The organism is Veillonella parvula, assembly GCF_042850485.1.
In the GTDB taxonomy this organism is placed as follows: Bacteria; Bacillota; Negativicutes; order Veillonellales; family Veillonellaceae; genus Veillonella; species Veillonella parvula_Q.
Genome location: NZ_AP031417.1, coordinates 1,437,161 through 1,453,320 on the forward strand (window position 1 = coordinate 1,437,161; position 16,160 = coordinate 1,453,320).

At 37.5% G+C, this 16,160-nt stretch carries 16 protein-coding genes and 1 tRNA gene; all 17 read right to left on the bottom strand.

Annotation, left to right across the window (positions count from 1 at the left end; genetic code table 11):
* Window positions 1-10: 10 nt before the first annotated feature.
* Window positions 11-952 (bottom strand): Dyp-type peroxidase, encoded by a 942-nt coding sequence (locus tag ACGHIY_RS06455; RefSeq protein ID WP_390525382.1) that lies wholly within the window; start codon window positions 950-952, stop codon window positions 11-13.
* A 279-nt stretch (window positions 953-1,231) separates the two neighbouring features.
* A tRNA-Lys gene (locus tag ACGHIY_RS06460) sits at window positions 1,232-1,307 on the bottom strand.
* An 83-nt stretch (window positions 1,308-1,390) separates the two neighbouring features.
* The gene (locus tag ACGHIY_RS06465; RefSeq protein ID WP_008601476.1) at window positions 1,391-1,693 is read right to left on the bottom strand and encodes a hypothetical protein; all 303 of its coding nucleotides are present in this window, start codon (window positions 1,691-1,693) and stop codon (window positions 1,391-1,393) included.
* A 1-nt stretch (window position 1,694) separates the two neighbouring features.
* Entirely contained in the window at window positions 1,695-2,660 is a 966-nt protein-coding gene (gene moaA / locus ACGHIY_RS06470; RefSeq protein ID WP_390525383.1) for a GTP 3',8-cyclase MoaA, read from the bottom strand.
* Between the two features lie 26 nt (window positions 2,661-2,686).
* A complete protein-coding gene (locus tag ACGHIY_RS06475) occupies window positions 2,687-3,127 on the bottom strand; it encodes an MOSC domain-containing protein (protein ID WP_173014547.1) in 441 nt (146 codons plus the stop codon).
* A 214-nt stretch (window positions 3,128-3,341) separates the two neighbouring features.
* Entirely contained in the window at window positions 3,342-4,670 is a 1,329-nt protein-coding gene (locus tag ACGHIY_RS06480) for a nucleobase:cation symporter-2 family protein (protein WP_012864632.1), read from the bottom strand.
* Between the two features lie 180 nt (window positions 4,671-4,850).
* On the bottom strand, window positions 4,851-5,468 hold the full coding sequence (locus ACGHIY_RS06485; RefSeq protein WP_205112529.1) for a cyclodeaminase/cyclohydrolase family protein: 618 nt from the start codon (window positions 5,466-5,468) through the stop codon (window positions 4,851-4,853).
* A gap of 29 nt (window positions 5,469-5,497) precedes the next feature.
* Window positions 5,498-7,168 carry a formate--tetrahydrofolate ligase gene (locus tag ACGHIY_RS06490; RefSeq protein WP_390525384.1) on the bottom strand — a complete coding sequence of 557 codons (1,671 nt, stop codon included), beginning with the start codon at window positions 7,166-7,168 and terminating at the stop codon, window positions 5,498-5,500.
* 392 nt (window positions 7,169-7,560) lie between these two features.
* Window positions 7,561-8,835 carry an SLC13 family permease gene (locus ACGHIY_RS06495; RefSeq protein ID WP_118091374.1) on the bottom strand — a complete coding sequence of 425 codons (1,275 nt, stop codon included), beginning with the start codon at window positions 8,833-8,835 and terminating at the stop codon, window positions 7,561-7,563.
* A gap of 192 nt (window positions 8,836-9,027) precedes the next feature.
* A complete protein-coding gene (locus ACGHIY_RS06500; RefSeq protein WP_024062025.1) occupies window positions 9,028-10,296 on the bottom strand; it encodes an SLC13 family permease in 1,269 nt (422 codons plus the stop codon).
* 102 nt (window positions 10,297-10,398) lie between these two features.
* Entirely contained in the window at window positions 10,399-11,010 is a 612-nt protein-coding gene (ttdB, locus tag ACGHIY_RS06505; protein ID WP_024062026.1) for a L(+)-tartrate dehydratase subunit beta, read from the bottom strand.
* Complete coding sequence (gene ttdA / locus ACGHIY_RS06510; RefSeq protein ID WP_054746885.1) at window positions 11,010-11,912, bottom strand: L(+)-tartrate dehydratase subunit alpha; 903 nt, start codon at window positions 11,910-11,912, stop codon at window positions 11,010-11,012. Before ttdA ends, ttdB begins: the two co-directional genes overlap by 1 nt.
* A gap of 385 nt (window positions 11,913-12,297) precedes the next feature.
* A complete protein-coding gene (locus ACGHIY_RS06515) occupies window positions 12,298-13,326 on the bottom strand; it encodes an AraC family transcriptional regulator (RefSeq protein ID WP_287511405.1) in 1,029 nt (342 codons plus the stop codon).
* Between the two features lie 265 nt (window positions 13,327-13,591).
* Window positions 13,592-13,858: a SemiSWEET family transporter gene (locus tag ACGHIY_RS06520; RefSeq protein WP_024062029.1), complete on the bottom strand. Its 267-nt coding sequence runs from the start codon at window positions 13,856-13,858 to the stop codon at window positions 13,592-13,594.
* A gap of 363 nt (window positions 13,859-14,221) precedes the next feature.
* Window positions 14,222-15,244 carry an AraC family transcriptional regulator gene (locus tag ACGHIY_RS06525; RefSeq protein WP_287511408.1) on the bottom strand — a complete coding sequence of 341 codons (1,023 nt, stop codon included), beginning with the start codon at window positions 15,242-15,244 and terminating at the stop codon, window positions 14,222-14,224.
* A gap of 15 nt (window positions 15,245-15,259) precedes the next feature.
* On the bottom strand, window positions 15,260-15,583 hold the full coding sequence (locus ACGHIY_RS06530) for a zeta toxin family protein (RefSeq protein WP_390525771.1): 324 nt from the start codon (window positions 15,581-15,583) through the stop codon (window positions 15,260-15,262).
* A 4-nt stretch (window positions 15,584-15,587) separates the two neighbouring features.
* Window positions 15,588-15,923, bottom strand: a complete 336-nt coding sequence (locus ACGHIY_RS06535; RefSeq protein WP_128113931.1) for a cupin domain-containing protein — start codon at window positions 15,921-15,923, stop codon at window positions 15,588-15,590.
* Window positions 15,924-16,160: the final 237 nt, after the last annotated feature.

Consider the following 16,160-nt stretch of genomic DNA (forward strand, 5'->3'; position numbering starts at 1 on the left):
CAGAATTCGGTTATAGTTCACCTTCCGCAATAGCATCCAATGTATCAAGAGATGGGATGAAGAATAACATGCCAGTAATAGGTTTGGAGTAATCAAGCAATTTATCGTTTTGCGTAAACATATTGGTAAGCATTGTTTTAGTTACATCCCAGTAACGAGCATAACCGATGAAAAATGTACCACGTACGCCATGTCCTGGTTGAGCAAATGGAACATTCATACGAACGATTTTGTGTTCTTCGTCATCACGATTATCTTGAGCCACTACATTGTGAGCTGCCGGATCTTTTTCATCATCCTCTAATTCAATATCGCTAAATTTACGACGACCAATGAATTTTTCTTGCATTTCTGTAGGAAGTGCACGCCATGCATCAAGATCATGTTCATATTTTTGAGCAAATGCATAAGAGCCGTTAGTGAATTCAGGATCTTCATCACCAATAACGCCCCACTCTACAGCCTCTTGGCCAACAGGGTTTTCCGTACCATCAACGAAATCAATAATCGCACGACCTTGTTCGTAGTGGAAGCCATGGGTTTCATCTACAACAGATGTAATAGGGCGTAAGAACTCCATAATTTGATCTACTACAGTATACGTAACAGATTCATCATTAGAGCGGACATGCAAAAATAAGTCAGCTACTACAGCTGGTACATCTTGTTTATCACCTTTTATGCCTTGGAAGTCTTCTAACTCTTTTGGTACCGGTGCATTAGGAAACAAATAATCCCATGCCTTACGGCTAAAGCCAAAGGCAATGCCCAAACCTTCCCCATTAGCGCGAATACTAACAGAACGTTTAATGGCTTGAATACGATCTGCCATATCTTGAATCACTTCAAGCTCTGCCTCATGATCTTTACGGTTTAATAACAAAGTAGTGAAGTTGACACTTTGGCCAGCATCTTTATACACATCTTGTGTTCTAGAAACATCTACTGCCATTTGGTACCTCCTAGTGAGAAAACTATTATAAAACCATCATAAGCTATTATAGTTTTACTGTCTATAAAATATATTATATTGTATCAATACTATATTCAATTAATATCAAAGTTTATAAACTTAATGGAATCAATGACTACTCGTTTGAGAAAAATAGGATTAAACCACAACGTATTTTAACCATGTAAATAACTATGTAAAGGTTAAAAAGATATATAAAAAGCTAAAAGAAAAATATTTACAAAAAAAGAACTCACATAAAATGTGAGTTCTTTACTCTGGTGGACCACCAGGGGTTCGAACCCTGGACACCCTGATTAAGAGTCAGGTGCTCTGCCAGCTGAGCTAGTGGTCCATGACATGAATAATTATATGCTTATTTTATAGGAATGTAAAGAAAATTTATTACACTCCTATAAAATATCAACATTCATATTATTAATATTGTAATACCCAATCCTTCATAATATTACAGGCCTCAGTAGGGAGTAAATCACTAGTCCCTACGCAGTTTTCACCACTATATAGTTGAAGCACACTATGAGTGCGGCTTACTTCTTTAACAATAATATTCGTTAAATTAGACTTAGGAACGCTAAACTGTAACCCATAACGACCAAAATAGGTAAAAACAGACTCTTGTGTATCGTATTCTATATGGACTTGAAGCATCTTGCCTCCAGGCCAGCATGATTCAATATTTTCCTTTGATCTAGGCTTTAAAAAATCAAAAAATCCCATACTACCCTCCGATTCGCCACATTGGTCGTTCTGGTTGCTCCATGCCTATACCATCATGTCGTTCTTGTTTTCGTTGCAAAGCACGTTCGATATGCGTGGCTAAAGCCTCTTCTGAGGCACCATTGCGCACGAGCGATACAAGGTCAGCCTCATCATCTCGCAACAAGCACAATCGCATTTGACCATCAGATGTAAGGCGCACACGATTGCATGTATCACAATAGCTATGAGACATAGAAAAAATAAAGCCCACGGCCTTACCACTAGGCAGTGCCAAATATGTAGCTGGACCAAAGCCATAAACAGAATGAACCTCTGTGAGAGATCCGCCACTAACGCGTTCTAATTGTTCCTTCCATTCATCAAAGGTAGGCCCATGAAAGGCATCACCTTGGAACGGCATGTATTCAATAAACCGCCAAACAACAGGCCATTTTTCAACATATTGTAATAAAGATTTAACTTCATCATCGGACCAATAACGAGATAAAACGGTATTAATCTTAACGGATTTAAAGTTAGCATTAATAGCACTACGTATACCGTCGAGAACAGACTCCAACTGTCCCGTTTTACCAACACAGGTAGCAAAAGCTTCAGTTTCAAGAGAGTCCAAACTAATATTCACACGATTCAAGCCAAATTTTTTTAACCGTTGCGCTCGTGAAGCTAATAAACTGCCATTGGTAGTCATAGAGATATCTTCAAACCAACCTGATTCTTTAATGCGACCTAGTAGTTCTTCAATATGTGGATAGAGCAAAGGCTCACCACCTGTGAGGCGTACTGCCTTCACACCAATATGATGGAAAGCTCCTAAAATGGTCATCCATTCATCAACAGACAATAGTTGCGTTTGACTTTGAGGCGTAATTTCTGCAGGCCGGCAGTAGGGACAACAAAAATTACACGCATCTGTCAGCGACAGACGTACATATTCAATTGTACGGCCCCATGCGTCTTTCATAATACACCTCGTTTACCAACTCAAAATTATTTAATAATAGATACTTCATCACCTACGCGAATCGTACCGTTTTTAAGAACCTTACCAAAGATACCTTGTGTAGGCATAATGCAAGAACCAACTTGTTTCATGATTTCGCAACCATGATGGCATTCCTTGCCAATTTGAGTAATTTCAAGAATCACATCATCACCTACTTGTAAGTGAGTCCCTACAGCTAATTCATAAAGAACCATACCTTCTACTGTAATGTTTTCAGCGAAATCACCAGGTTTAACATCTGCACCTTGCGCCCGCATATGTTCAATACTAGCGATACCAAGTAAGCTGATTTGACGATGCCAATTTCCTGCATGAGCATCTCCCTCCATCCCATGATCTACAATGAGATTGGCGGATTCAATATTATGTTTTTTTTGCCCTTTTTTCTCACTAATGGAGATAGCAATAATCTTTCCGTCTGCCACGTGCCCCTTCCCTTCTTATGGGAACATTCCATATACATAACTTTTTATAAACACTTAATTGTAAATCCAGACTGTATTCCTATTTTATGAAAGTATCACAAAATAGTTCTACAATTATCTATATATTATAGCATAGTATTCATACATTTTCCCTGTGAATTTAATCACTAAAAAGAACTCTATTCTATAGGAATAGAGTTCTCGTATGTATTATTTAGCGACGACCCATTTCTTGAATTTCATCGCCATGATTAACACCATTGAGTAATAAGTTAAGCAAGATTGCCGTAATACTACCAAAGGTAATGCCAGATTTTAATATAATTTGTGCCCAATCAGGGAAATTAGCATAAAAGTTCGGCGCCGCAATAGGGATCATAGCCACACCAATACTAATCGCCACAAGCATCAAGTTATGATTACCATCAAAGCTAACCTTGCCAAGAGAGCGAATACCGCTAGCAACAATCATGCCAAACATAGCAATGCCAGCACCACCGAGTACTGCATTTGGTATACTAGCAACAATAGCGGCTAATTTAGGGAATAAACCTAACAAAATTAAGATTACTCCAGATGCAGCTACTACAAAGCGACTTTTAACACCTGTAACCGCAATAAGTCCTACATTTTGAGCAAAGGCTGTATATGGGAAACTATTAAGAATTCCCCCTATTAAAGTAGAAATACCATCGGCACGAATAACAGAAGCCAATTCTTTTCGACCTATTGGCTTATCCACAATTTCACCAATAGCAATACTATCACCTGTCGTCTCTACCATGACAACGAGCATGACGATAATCATAGATAGTACAGAAGCCCAGTCAAAGGTTGGCAAACCAAAATAGAATGGTTCAATGAAAGCAACCCATTGAGATCGACCAACTTCATCAAAATTAGCAACCCCCATTGCAAAGGCAATTGCTGTGCCTGCGATCAAGCCTATTAATACAGAAAGATTACTTAAGAAACCTTTAGCAAACTTGTATACAAATACAACAATTAAGAACGTAAGAAACCCAAGTCCTATGTTTGTATAGCTTCCAAATTCTGGATTTCCTACGCCGCCCCCCATCCAATTAATGGCAACTGGCATTAAGTTAATCCCAATAAGAGTAATTATGGTTCCCGTTACAACAGGGGGGAACAGTCGAATTAGACGGCTAAAGAATGGAGCTACTATAAAAGTAAATAGACCTGCTACAATAATGGCACCGTAAATGGCAGTCATACCATGCTGTGCCCCAATCATAGTCATAGGTCCGACAGATGCAAAGGTAACACCTTGGATCATAGGGATACGCCCACCTATATTACCGAAGCCTAATGTTTGAATTAAGGTCGCAATGCCGCAGGTAAACAAGTCTGCTGTAATAAGTCGAATCAAGTCCTCCACCGGTAAATTCATCGCCTGTGCCACAATAATCGGTACCGCAACAGCTCCAGCATACATAGCAAGTACATGCTGTAAACCAAAGGCAAAGAGCTGTGGTATGGGCAGCATGCTATCGACCGTATTCATTTGTTTTTGATCTGTCATAATGTCTCCTACATAAAATCTCGAAATATCACCCGTTTATTTTACACTATCGTTCGGATTTTAACAATACAAAAAAGAGAGTCTATTATTTTATATGTATTAATAGGCTCTCTTTATATTATTTCCCGAACTTTTATAGTTTGCTCGGTTATATTATTGGATTTATATTATAATCTCTTATTATTCATATAACCCTATGATAGACGACTCTTTAACATCAAGATCTTTTTCAATGGCATACATCTTAGATGTTAGTTCTGCTACAAAACTTTCATCTTTAATACCAGATAAATTAATACGCACATTCAAAAAAGCCGATTTCACCGCAGCACGCGCATTAATGGCAGCAATAATACCATCTGTAATAAGGTTTTGATTCCCCTTACGAGAGGCTAATTCTGCTAAATCAAATATTTGATTCGCTAATTCTCCAATTTCAAAAGGTACCATAGCCGCATCTTTGTATGCTTGTTGAATAGCAGCTGTACGCGCAGCCTTTTCTTCATCTGTATTCTTTGGCAATCCTAAGGCGTTCATAAAGATATTAAATACATCTGCATCAGCTTGAGATAATTCGAGCATGCGCTTGCGAATCGCTTCTGCTTTAGCTTGAAGCTCCTCCATTTCAGGCTGAACCGCTTCATAGCCCTTTTTACCAACTGTTAGGTTGGCTACCATTTCTGCTAAAGCCGCCCCCGTTGCGGCAGTCAATGCCGCAATAGCACCACCACCTGGCGTTGGCTCTTTAGAGGCAGTAGCAGCCACAAAATCTATTACTCGTTGTTCTACTAATTTCATAACATAGCCTCATGTAAAAATACTTTCTATTAGAACAAGCCTTTAATTGTGCCGTCTGCTTCGATATCCATATTAAGAGCAGCAGGACGTTTAGGAAGGCCCGGCATAACCATTACGTCACCTGTACGACACACGATAAAGCCTGCCCCATTAGCAACACGAATATCGGATACAGTAATTGTAAAGCCAGTTGGTGCGCCTAAAAGAGCTGGATTATCGGATAAGGAGTATTGCGTTTTCGCCATACATACAGGCAAACGATCAAGTCCCCAATCTGCTAATTGTTTAATTTGCTTTTTGGCTTTGTCCGTAAAGATAACACCATCGCCACCATAAATAGTTTTAACGATTTTATTAACTTTGTCCTCTAAACTATCTTCTAACTCATATACGAATTTAGGTGTTGGCTTAGGGCCTTCAAGTAACTCTACAACTTTTTTCGCCATATCAGTGCCGCCTTCGCCGCCCTTTTCCCAACATTCATTAAGCTCTACAGGCACGCCAAACTCATCACATAGGCGAGTCAACTCAGCAATTTCTGCATCTGTATCGCTAGCAAATTTATTGATTGCCACTAATACAGGCACATTGAAATAACGCATGTTTTCAATTGCTTTTTGTAAGTTGCTGAAACCTTTAGTTACGGCTTCAACATTTTCTGTATTCAACTCTTGTTTTGGTACACCACCATGCATTTTAAGAGCTCGTAATGTAGCTACGATAACGATTGCATCAGGGAAAATATCGCCGTATCGGCATTTAATATCAAGGAATTTTTCAGCACCCAAGTCAGCGCCAAAGCCGGCTTCAGTAACTACGATATCACCAAGCTTAAGTCCTAGTTTTGTAGCTACAATGGAGTTACAACCATGAGCGATATTTGCAAAGGGACCACCGTGAACAATAGCTGGTGTATGTTCCAATGTTTGTACGAGATTTGGCTTGATAGCATCTTTCATGAGAAGCGCCATTGCCCCTTGGCAACCAAGTTGATGAACATAAACAGGATCACCTGCTAAGTTACAACCGATAACGATGCGACCAAACCGTTCTTTCAAATCTTCTAAATCCTTAGCTAAGCAAAGAATAGCCATGATTTCAGAAGCTACAGTAATCATAAAATGATCTTCCCGAGGGAATCCACATACTTTGCCACCAAGTGCAACTGTCACATTGCGAAGAGCACGATCATTCATATCTAGAACACGTGTCCAAGATAGTTGACGCAAATCGATTTGCAATTCATTTCCTTGATGGATATGGTTATCGATCATAGCGGATAATAAATTGTTAGCCGCTGTAATAGCATGCATATCACCTGTAAAATGAAGATTGATGTCATCCATAGGTACAACTTGAGCATAACCACCACCTGCTGCACCACCTTTAATCCCAAAAACAGGTCCTAAGGATGGCTCACGTAATGTAGCAATTGCATTTTTACCGATTTTTTGTAGCCCCTGTACGAGACCAATGCTCGTTGTAGACTTACCTTCCCCTGCTGGTGTTGGCGTAATCGCTGTGACTAGCACTAACTTACCATCTGGCTCAGATTCTAAACGACGAATAGCATCAAAAGAAATTTTAGCTTTATAATGACCATATTGTTCAATATCATCAGGTGTTAAACCACATTTATTGGCAATAACCTGAATCTTTTCCATTCTATTCTGTTGGGCAATCTCAATATCGCTTAACATAAAGCCTCCTCGGCACTAAGGCCATCTATAAACTATATAACAACTATAACCTTACTCTCTAATATTCAATATTTAATATTAACTGTCTACTGTAGGTGTATATTTGTGCAACTACAGTAATCTATTATATATGAAAGTAGACCATATGTCTAATCAATTCTTGCCTATCTCTATATTATATTAACTTATTACCAAAATATTTTCTCCAAATAAGAAATAAGGGGCTGTAACAAAACAACCCTAGGTGCGTCTAAAAACAAAAAATACCAAGAAAACCTAGGATGTTACAAACTTAATTTTCTTGGTATTTTTTATATTATAAAGGGACTGCAACTAGAATGTGGTACAACCACATCCTGTTACAGCCCCTTGTATGACTAACCTTAATATAATTATGGGTTAAACGGGAACAAAATCGGTAACAATACTAAAGATACAATTGCAGATACTACAATCAACGGTACGCCGGCTTTCACATAGTCCTTAAAACTATAACCAGCTACATTATATACCATAGTATTCGCAGGCATCCCTATAGGTGTACCATACGCAAGAGAGCTAGAAATTACGATTGCAACAAGAATCGCCTTAGGATCAAAACCTAATTGAGATGCTAAAGACAATCCGATTGGAGCTAGCAATGCAACATCTGCTGTATTGGACATAAAGTTTGTCATAAATACAGATAGGAAGAAAAGTACCGCTAATAATGCCAATGGATTAGGTGTATCCCCCAAAGCATCAACAATAAGATTTGCAATATATGCACCTGCCCCAGATTTTACCATTGCTGTACCAAGAGCTAAGGAACCTACAAATAGTAGAATTGTCTTCATATCAATAGACTTAACTGCTTCGTTTTCGGTAATAACTCCTGTCGCTACGATAACAAGTGCACCTACCCAAGCACTAACCGCTAAGGATACGCCAATTTGTTTTTCAAAAATCATAGCAGCGATAGTCAACACCAATACCAAACCAGCTACCCATTTTTTCCAAACTGGAACATGACTAAAATCAGCATTTTTTTGATAGTTTGGATCAGGTTCACGCGTTGGAACCTCAGGTAAGAATCTTTTACCAATGAATGCATAGAATAAAGTACCTACGATAAGCATAGGTAAACCTACTTCACCATAAGCAAAGAAACTAAAGGATCCAAGGCCGGCTTCTTGCAAATTAGAATTTGCAATCATATTACCAGGAGAGCCAATCATAGAAATATTCCCCCCCATAGCAGCGGCAAATACGATTGGCATTAAGAATTTAGTTTGGTTAAAACCACCCTTTTTGCAAATACCAATAACAACAGGAATCATAACCGCTGCAGTACCTGTATTAGATAAGAAGCCAGACATAATACCTGTAAGCATCATAATAGCAATAATAAGGATAGTTTCATTTTTAGCAAATTTATTAACAACGTTACCAACATCAACAGCTACACCTGTTTCAAAGAAAGCAGCGCCGATAATAAACATAGCAATAAACAAAATAACATTAGAGTCAACGAAACCTTTAAAAGCTTCCGCTGCAGTTAATACACCAGAAAGATGTAATCCAACGGCCACAATCATAGCCGTAATAGACAATGGAATTTTCTCCAATGCAAACATTACGATTGCAAATACAAGAAATCCCAGTGTAATAGCAACACTATAATCCATGAGAATTCCTTTCATGGTAGTCATACTTTTATAGTATATAAATTTAACGTTTTGATGTAAACATAAAGCGATTCTTTTTTTATTATCATTTTTTATTTACATATGTAATTAAGTTATAGTCTTATACACAAAGTAAAAAGAAGCCTTAAAACAATTTGCATTAAGACTTCTTCTATAAAATTATATTTATTATTAGAATGGGAATAGAATTGGCAATAACACAAGCGCCACAATACTAGATACAACGATAAGTGGTAAGCCTGCTTTCACATAATCCATGAAGCTGTAACCCGCTATATTATATACCATAGTATTTGCTGGCATACCAATCGGAGTAGCATATGCTAAGGAGCTAGCAATTACGATAGCCGCAAGAACTGCTTTCGGATCAAATCCAAGTTGAGATGCTAGGCTAAGCCCAATGGGAACTAATAAAGCACAGGTCGCCGTGTTGGACATAAAGTTTGTCATAAACACACCAAGAACAAACAATACTACCAATACAACGATTGGGGATGGACTCGCACCAAGGCTATTCACGATAATATCAGCAATAACACTACCTGTACCGGTTTTAACCATTGCATCCCCAAGGGCCATGGAACCAGCAAAGAGCATAATTGTTTTCATATCAATAGATTTTACTGCTGCTGTTTCGCCTATAACATTAGTAGCCACCAAGACTAGTGCACCTACCCAAGCGCTAACATAGAGTTTTACACCTAATTGTTTTTCAAAAATCATAGCAACAATTGTCAAGATTAATACGATGGCAGCTGTCCATTTTTTCCAAGATGGTACATGGCTATAATCTTCATTACTTTCAAAAGCACCATCCGGTTGATGACTTGGAGCATCTGGTAAGAAACGTTTACCAATTGTAGCATAGAATATAGTGCCTACGATAAGGATTGGTAAACCTACTAAACCATAATCAAAGAAACCAAAAGAGCCTAGGCCCGCTTGTTGTAAGCCCGCTTGTGCAATCATATTACCAGGCGCACCGATAAGAGAGATATTACCACCCATTGCAGCAGCAAACACCAATGGCATCAACAATTTAGTTTGTTTAAAGCCACTCTTTTTACAAATACCGATAATTACAGGAATTAGTACAGCGGCTGTACCAGTATTAGATAAAAAACCAGATAAAATGCCTGTAATCATCATAACAGCTACAAGTAAGGATGTTTCAGTTTTAGCAAATTTATGAACTACATTCCCTACCTCTACGGCTACACCCGTTTCGAAGAAAGCCGCACCAATAACAAACATACCCATAAAGAGCAACACATTTGGATCTACAAAGCCTGCGAATGCATCTTTAGCGGATAATACACCACTTAGATGTAAGCCTACAGCCACAATCATCGCTGTAATAGACAATGGAATTTTCTCCCATGCAAACATGACGATGGCAAACACCAAGAAGCCAAGAGTTATCATTACACTTGTATCCATAAATACCTCCCACTACGTGTAATATACCTAAAAAGGGTACAAAAAAGGAGGATTGTACAAAATCCGTATAATCCCCCTATTAAGTTAAAGCGCACAATGAAATTATTTAATGAAGCTTACGTGTTTGTAAATTTCTTCTAACACTTCTTCTTTTTTCGCATTGTACTCTACTTTCTTATTTTCAAAGTAGTTATTACCATCTGCATCAATGGATACGATGAGAGGACCAAATTCTTTAACGCGGCAAGTCCACAAGGTTTCAGGCATACCAAGTTCACGCCAATTAGCAGATTCGATTTCCTCTACCTCTGTTGCGGCAAGAACCGCATTACCTGCTGGGAATACGCAGTGAAGAGCACCAAAATCTTTACAAGCACGTGTTGTTTCAGGCCCCATACCGCCTTTACCTACAATAAGACGTACACCAGTTTGCTTTACGAATTCATATTCGAATTTTTCCATACGCATGGATGTAGTAGGACCTACGGAAATCATTTCGAATTTATCATCCCCATGGTCACGCACGATTGGACCAGCATGCAAGATGGCACCGTTACGAACATCTACTGGTAATTCACGACCATATTCAACAAGACGACGATGAGCTACATCACGGCATGTTGTGATGTGACCATTTAAGTAAATAATATCCCCTGCTTTAATACCTTCGAGATCAGAAGCTTGAATTGGTGTTGTCAAAATATGTTTAGCCATTAGAATGTCACTCCTTTGTGAGATAGAATTTCGTACTTACCGTCTTTATCAAATACTACATGACCGCGGCGATGGTTCCAACAACCAACGTTTACAGCTACGGAAATTACAGATGGATGACGAGAGCCGTGCTCGATGTTTACGCCCATAACGGATTTATCGCCACCCATACCTTGTGGCCCAATGTGCAATGCGTTAATACCATCTTCCAGTAATTGCTCCATGTATGCTGCTTTTTCATTATCTGCTTTAGAGGATACGGGACGCATCAAGGCTTTTTTAGACATAGCTGCCGCAGTATCGATGGATGTAGCAATACCTACACCAACCAATAATGGAGGACATGCATTTAAACCATAACTTGTCATCAAATCTAATACGAATTTAGCTACTCCCTCATAACCTTCACCTGGCATCAATGTTTTACCAGAGCCTGGCAAGGAACAACCGCCACCAGCCATGTATGGGAAGATTTCTACATCATCACGACCAGGTACGATATCCCAAGTAATGTAAGGTGCTGTACGACCAATATTTTTACCAGTATTAAATTCATCAAATGTTTCTACACAGTTATGACGAAGTGGCGCATCTTGTGTTGCTTGGTATGTAGCATTACGCAAGATTTCTTCCAATTCACCAATCAATGGGTAGTTTGAACCAACCTTCACCCAAAACTGTAGAACACCTGTATCTTGGCAGGATGGACGATTTAAATCGAAGGCCAACTCCTGATTCTTTTTCATTGTTTCATAAATTGTTTTTGCTAATGGATTTTTTTCATCTGCTGCAAGCTCTTTGATTTTAGCCTCTACATCATCAGGCAACTTTTTTGCTACATAAGCAATGAACTTTGCAATGACATTTGTCATTTCTTGCACTTGTTGTTCTTTCGTACTCATCGTAAACCTCCAAAAAGACTTCATTATTTAAGATGCAAATTATTTCTGTTTCGGAACCTTAGTTCCTTTCGATGATTTCATTCTACTCTTTTTTCAGAATATAACTATCCAATTTACAAGTTGTTTTTTGATGGTGAAAGCAAGACAAATTAATACAAAATCACCTATATGATTATATTTTTACCCATTTAAAATATACAATTACACCTATACCAAAATATCAAAAAGAGCACTACCTATCGAAAAGTAGTGCTCTTTTACCATTTATTTTTATAGGATTATAATATATACAAATTTACCTATACCTAATGATTGTATATTCATCATAATTAGAACTTAAAATGATGAAATAATTCCACCATTACAGTGATATAAAAATGTGATCCTAGCCCTGTAGTTTCCTAACAACTACTTCAAGCTGAGCTCTAACATCTTGTAACTTTTGATTCGCTTCCTCTAGCTCAAGCTTATGCCTAGTATCATGTTCATAGGGTAAGCAAGATTGTAGTACTTCTATAATATCTTCCTCTTGTGTAGAGATGATCTCCTTCCAATCATGAAGCTTTGTCTTACGTCCTAATTCTTTTGCTTGCTTGCGATATTCCGATGGCGTGGTATGGAAGTGCTTTTTAAAGGCCACATTAAAGGCTTTAATATCTGCAAAGCCACAACTACTCGCAATATGCGCTACCCCATCCTCAGAGTTGACCAAACGAACTGTGGCCTCACGTAGTCTCAAACGCAACAGATACTCAAGAAAAGAGACTCCTAATTGGCGTTTAAAAAATTGTGATGTATAGTTCACATTATATCCACCAATTTTTGCAATATCTTCTAGCTCAATCTTTTGTTGATAGTTTTCATCAATATAAGCAATCATCTTATCAAAGGTAGCTACAGTCATATCCACAGGCTTTGAATGTACATATATCGACTTAACCGCATTAATTTCATCGTATACCTCACTAGCTAATGCTAAATAATGATGTTCTAACCACATACGATTAATGGGACTTTCACCATTCGCCTTTATCAACATCATCATCGCTGCATGATGTCGTAAAGAGGTAAAAAACGAATTATGCCGATTCGACTTATCTGAACGCACCACAAATTGATACATTCCAAAATTTGGATCAAACTGCTGGAAAAAGTCTTTCCCTACATGAATAACAAGAGCCGTCGTATCCTCTTCAAGCGCTAGGGTGGCATGCCCCACCTGAGGAGAAATAATAATAGAGTCAAGAGGTTCCATCGTAAAAACCTCACTATTACAACTCATCTCAATACGACCCTTCAACAAGATAAGAATTTCAGTCTCTCCATGCCAGTTGTAATGATATGTGCTAACCTTATATATGTGGCTACTAAAATCTATATGATTGTGTTTATATGTATAGTGAAAGTAATCCATGATATCTAATCATTCCCTGTAAACACTGTAAAATCAAACAACTAATTATTAAAAGGTAATCTTTTCTGGTAAAAATAATACAAGCAAAGATTTCTCCACTAATTTCAATACCTACCAGATAGTTAAAACCGAAATACAAAAATGCATCCCTTCCTAATCTAAGAGATGCATTTATTATGATATATTTATTTAACTTTGGTCAACGACATCTTAATTATTATATTTATACCAAACTTTAATAACAAAACAGCCTTACTCATCAATATTACATAAGAGCCGTAATAGCTGCTGCTAAACCGAAGAAGATACCTGGTGCATTGGCTAATGCTACTGGAATATCTCTATGTTCTTTAAACAAACCGTATAATACCCATAATGTACAGTTGATAGCCGCCACTAATGGTTGGATCCAATCACCAGTTCCTGGATGCGCTAAGTTATTCATAATTTGTGGGAAGTAAGATACATACATTGCTACAGCAGTTACAGTTGCTACCTTCCCTAAGTTTTCCATAAATTTTACTCGATTCATATATCCTCCAAAATTATTAACTGATTATTTTGAACTCCTGATGAAGTATATTTTACTCAGTTTGGATAATCTAACTATCCATATTAAAAGGTAATTTTTTGAATTAAATTAAGCAAAAGTTAAGGTTTTCTATATGTTTTTCTTATTTAGAGACTATAAAATTATATAAATTTACCTATAAAATACATGCAAAAAAGCTCTATCTATCAAAAGTAGTGCTTTTTTAGTACCTTTAGAGTATTTATATATATATAGAAAATCACCCAATTCCAATATTTCTATATGGTCAAAAAAATTTAATTTACATTAAGCCAACTTCTATTTACAACAAGTCGGAGTCAGACCATTAATTTAGACTACTAATTATAACGCCTTTACAACATCAGCTAACTTCGCCTTTAAGGTTTCTAGTTTTTGACTCATAAACTCTAGCTCGCTCTTAGCTCTTGAATCATCTTCGTAGGACAAGAACGAGTGTAACAAATCTAGAACATCTTGATTTTCAACAGAAACAATTTCTACCCCATTTTGTAATGTTGTTTTACGTCCAATTTCTTTTACTTGTTTACGATATTCTGTTGGTGTCAAGTGGAAATGTTTTTTGAAAGCCACATTAAAGGCTTTAATATCTGCAAAGCCACAACTGCTAGCTATCCTAGCAACTGCCTCATCAGAGCTAGTCAAACGAGTTGTTGCCTCCCTTAGTCTCAAACGTAATAGATAGTCAATAAAGGAAATACCCATTTGTCGCTTAAAGAACTGAGAGGTATAAGCTACATTATAGCCACCAATTTTAGCAATATCTTCTAACTCAATTTTTTGTTGATAATGTTCATCGATATAAGCAATCATCTTATCAAAGGTAGCCGGCTTTATATCACCAGGTCTAACATTTTCATGAACAAGTTTAACTGGATCAAACTCCCTAAACACATCGCCAGCTAATGCTAAATAATGATGCTCTACCCACATGCGATGTACGGGACTTTCACCTTTAGCCATCAACAACATCATCATAGCTGCATGGTGGCGCAAGGTTGTAAAAAATTGATTATGACGAGTGCTTTCATCGGAACGAACAACAAAATGGTACGAACCAAACTCTGAATCATACTGTTGATAAAACTCATGTCCTACACGAATTGAAAAAGCGATTACATCTTCTTCAAGAGCTAGTGTTGAATGGCCTACTTGAGGGGAAATAATAACCGCATCAAAGGGCTCTAATGTAAACACCTCATCATTACAACTCATCTCAACGCGCCCTTTTAACAAGATAAAAATCTCCGTTTTCCCATACCAATTGTAATGGTATGTACCAACTCGATATATGTTGCTGCTAAACTCTATGTAATTATGTTTATATGAATAGTCGAAGTAATCCATAATTTCCAAAGTCCTTTAACATAACTGCTTTCGCAGCTCCTGTTCTTGTATTCTACCTAGCACCAACAAATCGATTTCATCCTGAGACCAAGAACCGAATAAAATTTGGTCTACCACAGGTCCAACAGGTTCAGTGCATTGTTTTGAATGATACACCTGTACTAAATCACGTTTATACACTTGAACGCTTTCAAAAAGTCCACTCTGTTCAAGTTCATTAATATTAGATACCAAAGATTTCACAATTTCATCGTGATGCTCTTTAGGTGTAGCTCTGGCTTGTAAAGAATACATATAAAATGCACCCCTTATTGATATAAGGGATGCATTTATTATGATATATTTATTTAACTACAGTCAACAGCATCTTGAAGCTTTCTCGTGCATCCAAACTATGAGGCACTTCAGACGGCATGATCAAGGTTTCACCAGTCTTCACATTATGCTCCGTATCACCAACAACGATATGCGCTTCTCCATCGAGGATTTGCACAATCGCATCGCCTACTGTTACATGCGTAGAGATTTCTTCCCCCTTAGGCAGCGCAAATAGTGTAATGCTGAGTCGCTCATTTTGAGCAATTGTAATACTAATCACTTGCCCCTCTTTATACTCTAGGTGCTCACCTAAATGCAAAATTTCGTTTACCGGGATATTTTTTGTGAAAGTCTTACTCATAGAAATCACTCCTTATATAGCTATATAATAGTAAAAGTAAATAAAAAGTAGATTAAAACAATTTTATCAAAACCAATTGATATAACTAAAAAATATCCTTCCCTTAATTTTATTATAATTTAATTGAGATTTAATTTCAGTATCTTTGGTAACAAAATTAAAATTATTTTTGGATAAACGAAATGTTTTGAATAAACGCAAAGACGAGGCCTCCTAAGAAACCTCGTCTTTTTTACA

Coding starts and splice junctions, on each gene's coding strand:
- moaA (WP_390525383.1), bottom strand. CDS start 2,660: ATGAAAGACGCATGGGGCCGTACAATTGAATATGTACGTCTGTCGCTG.
- ACGHIY_RS06515 (WP_287511405.1), bottom strand. CDS start 13,326: ATGGATTACTTTCACTATACATATAAACACAATCATATAGATTTTAGT.
- ACGHIY_RS06495 (WP_118091374.1), bottom strand. CDS start 8,835: ATGGATTATAGTGTTGCTATTACACTGGGATTTCTTGTATTTGCAATC.
- ACGHIY_RS06455 (WP_390525382.1), bottom strand. CDS start 952: ATGGCAGTAGATGTTTCTAGAACACAAGATGTGTATAAAGATGCTGGC.
- ACGHIY_RS06520 (WP_024062029.1), bottom strand. CDS start 13,858: ATGAATCGAGTAAAATTTATGGAAAACTTAGGGAAGGTAGCAACTGTA.
- ACGHIY_RS06480 (WP_012864632.1), bottom strand. CDS start 4,670: ATGACAGATCAAAAACAAATGAATACGGTCGATAGCATGCTGCCCATA.
- ACGHIY_RS06535 (WP_128113931.1), bottom strand. CDS start 15,923: ATGAGTAAGACTTTCACAAAAAATATCCCGGTAAACGAAATTTTGCAT.
- ttdB (WP_024062026.1), bottom strand. CDS start 11,010: ATGGCTAAACATATTTTGACAACACCAATTCAAGCTTCTGATCTCGAA.
- ACGHIY_RS06465 (WP_008601476.1), bottom strand. CDS start 1,693: ATGGGATTTTTTGATTTTTTAAAGCCTAGATCAAAGGAAAATATTGAA.
- ACGHIY_RS06525 (WP_287511408.1), bottom strand. CDS start 15,244: ATGGATTACTTCGACTATTCATATAAACATAATTACATAGAGTTTAGC.
- ACGHIY_RS06485 (WP_205112529.1), bottom strand. CDS start 5,468: ATGAAATTAGTAGAACAACGAGTAATAGATTTTGTGGCTGCTACTGCC.
- ACGHIY_RS06500 (WP_024062025.1), bottom strand. CDS start 10,296: ATGGATACAAGTGTAATGATAACTCTTGGCTTCTTGGTGTTTGCCATC.
- ACGHIY_RS06490 (WP_390525384.1), bottom strand. CDS start 7,168: ATGTTAAGCGATATTGAGATTGCCCAACAGAATAGAATGGAAAAGATT.
- ttdA (WP_054746885.1), bottom strand. CDS start 11,912: ATGAGTACGAAAGAACAACAAGTGCAAGAAATGACAAATGTCATTGCA.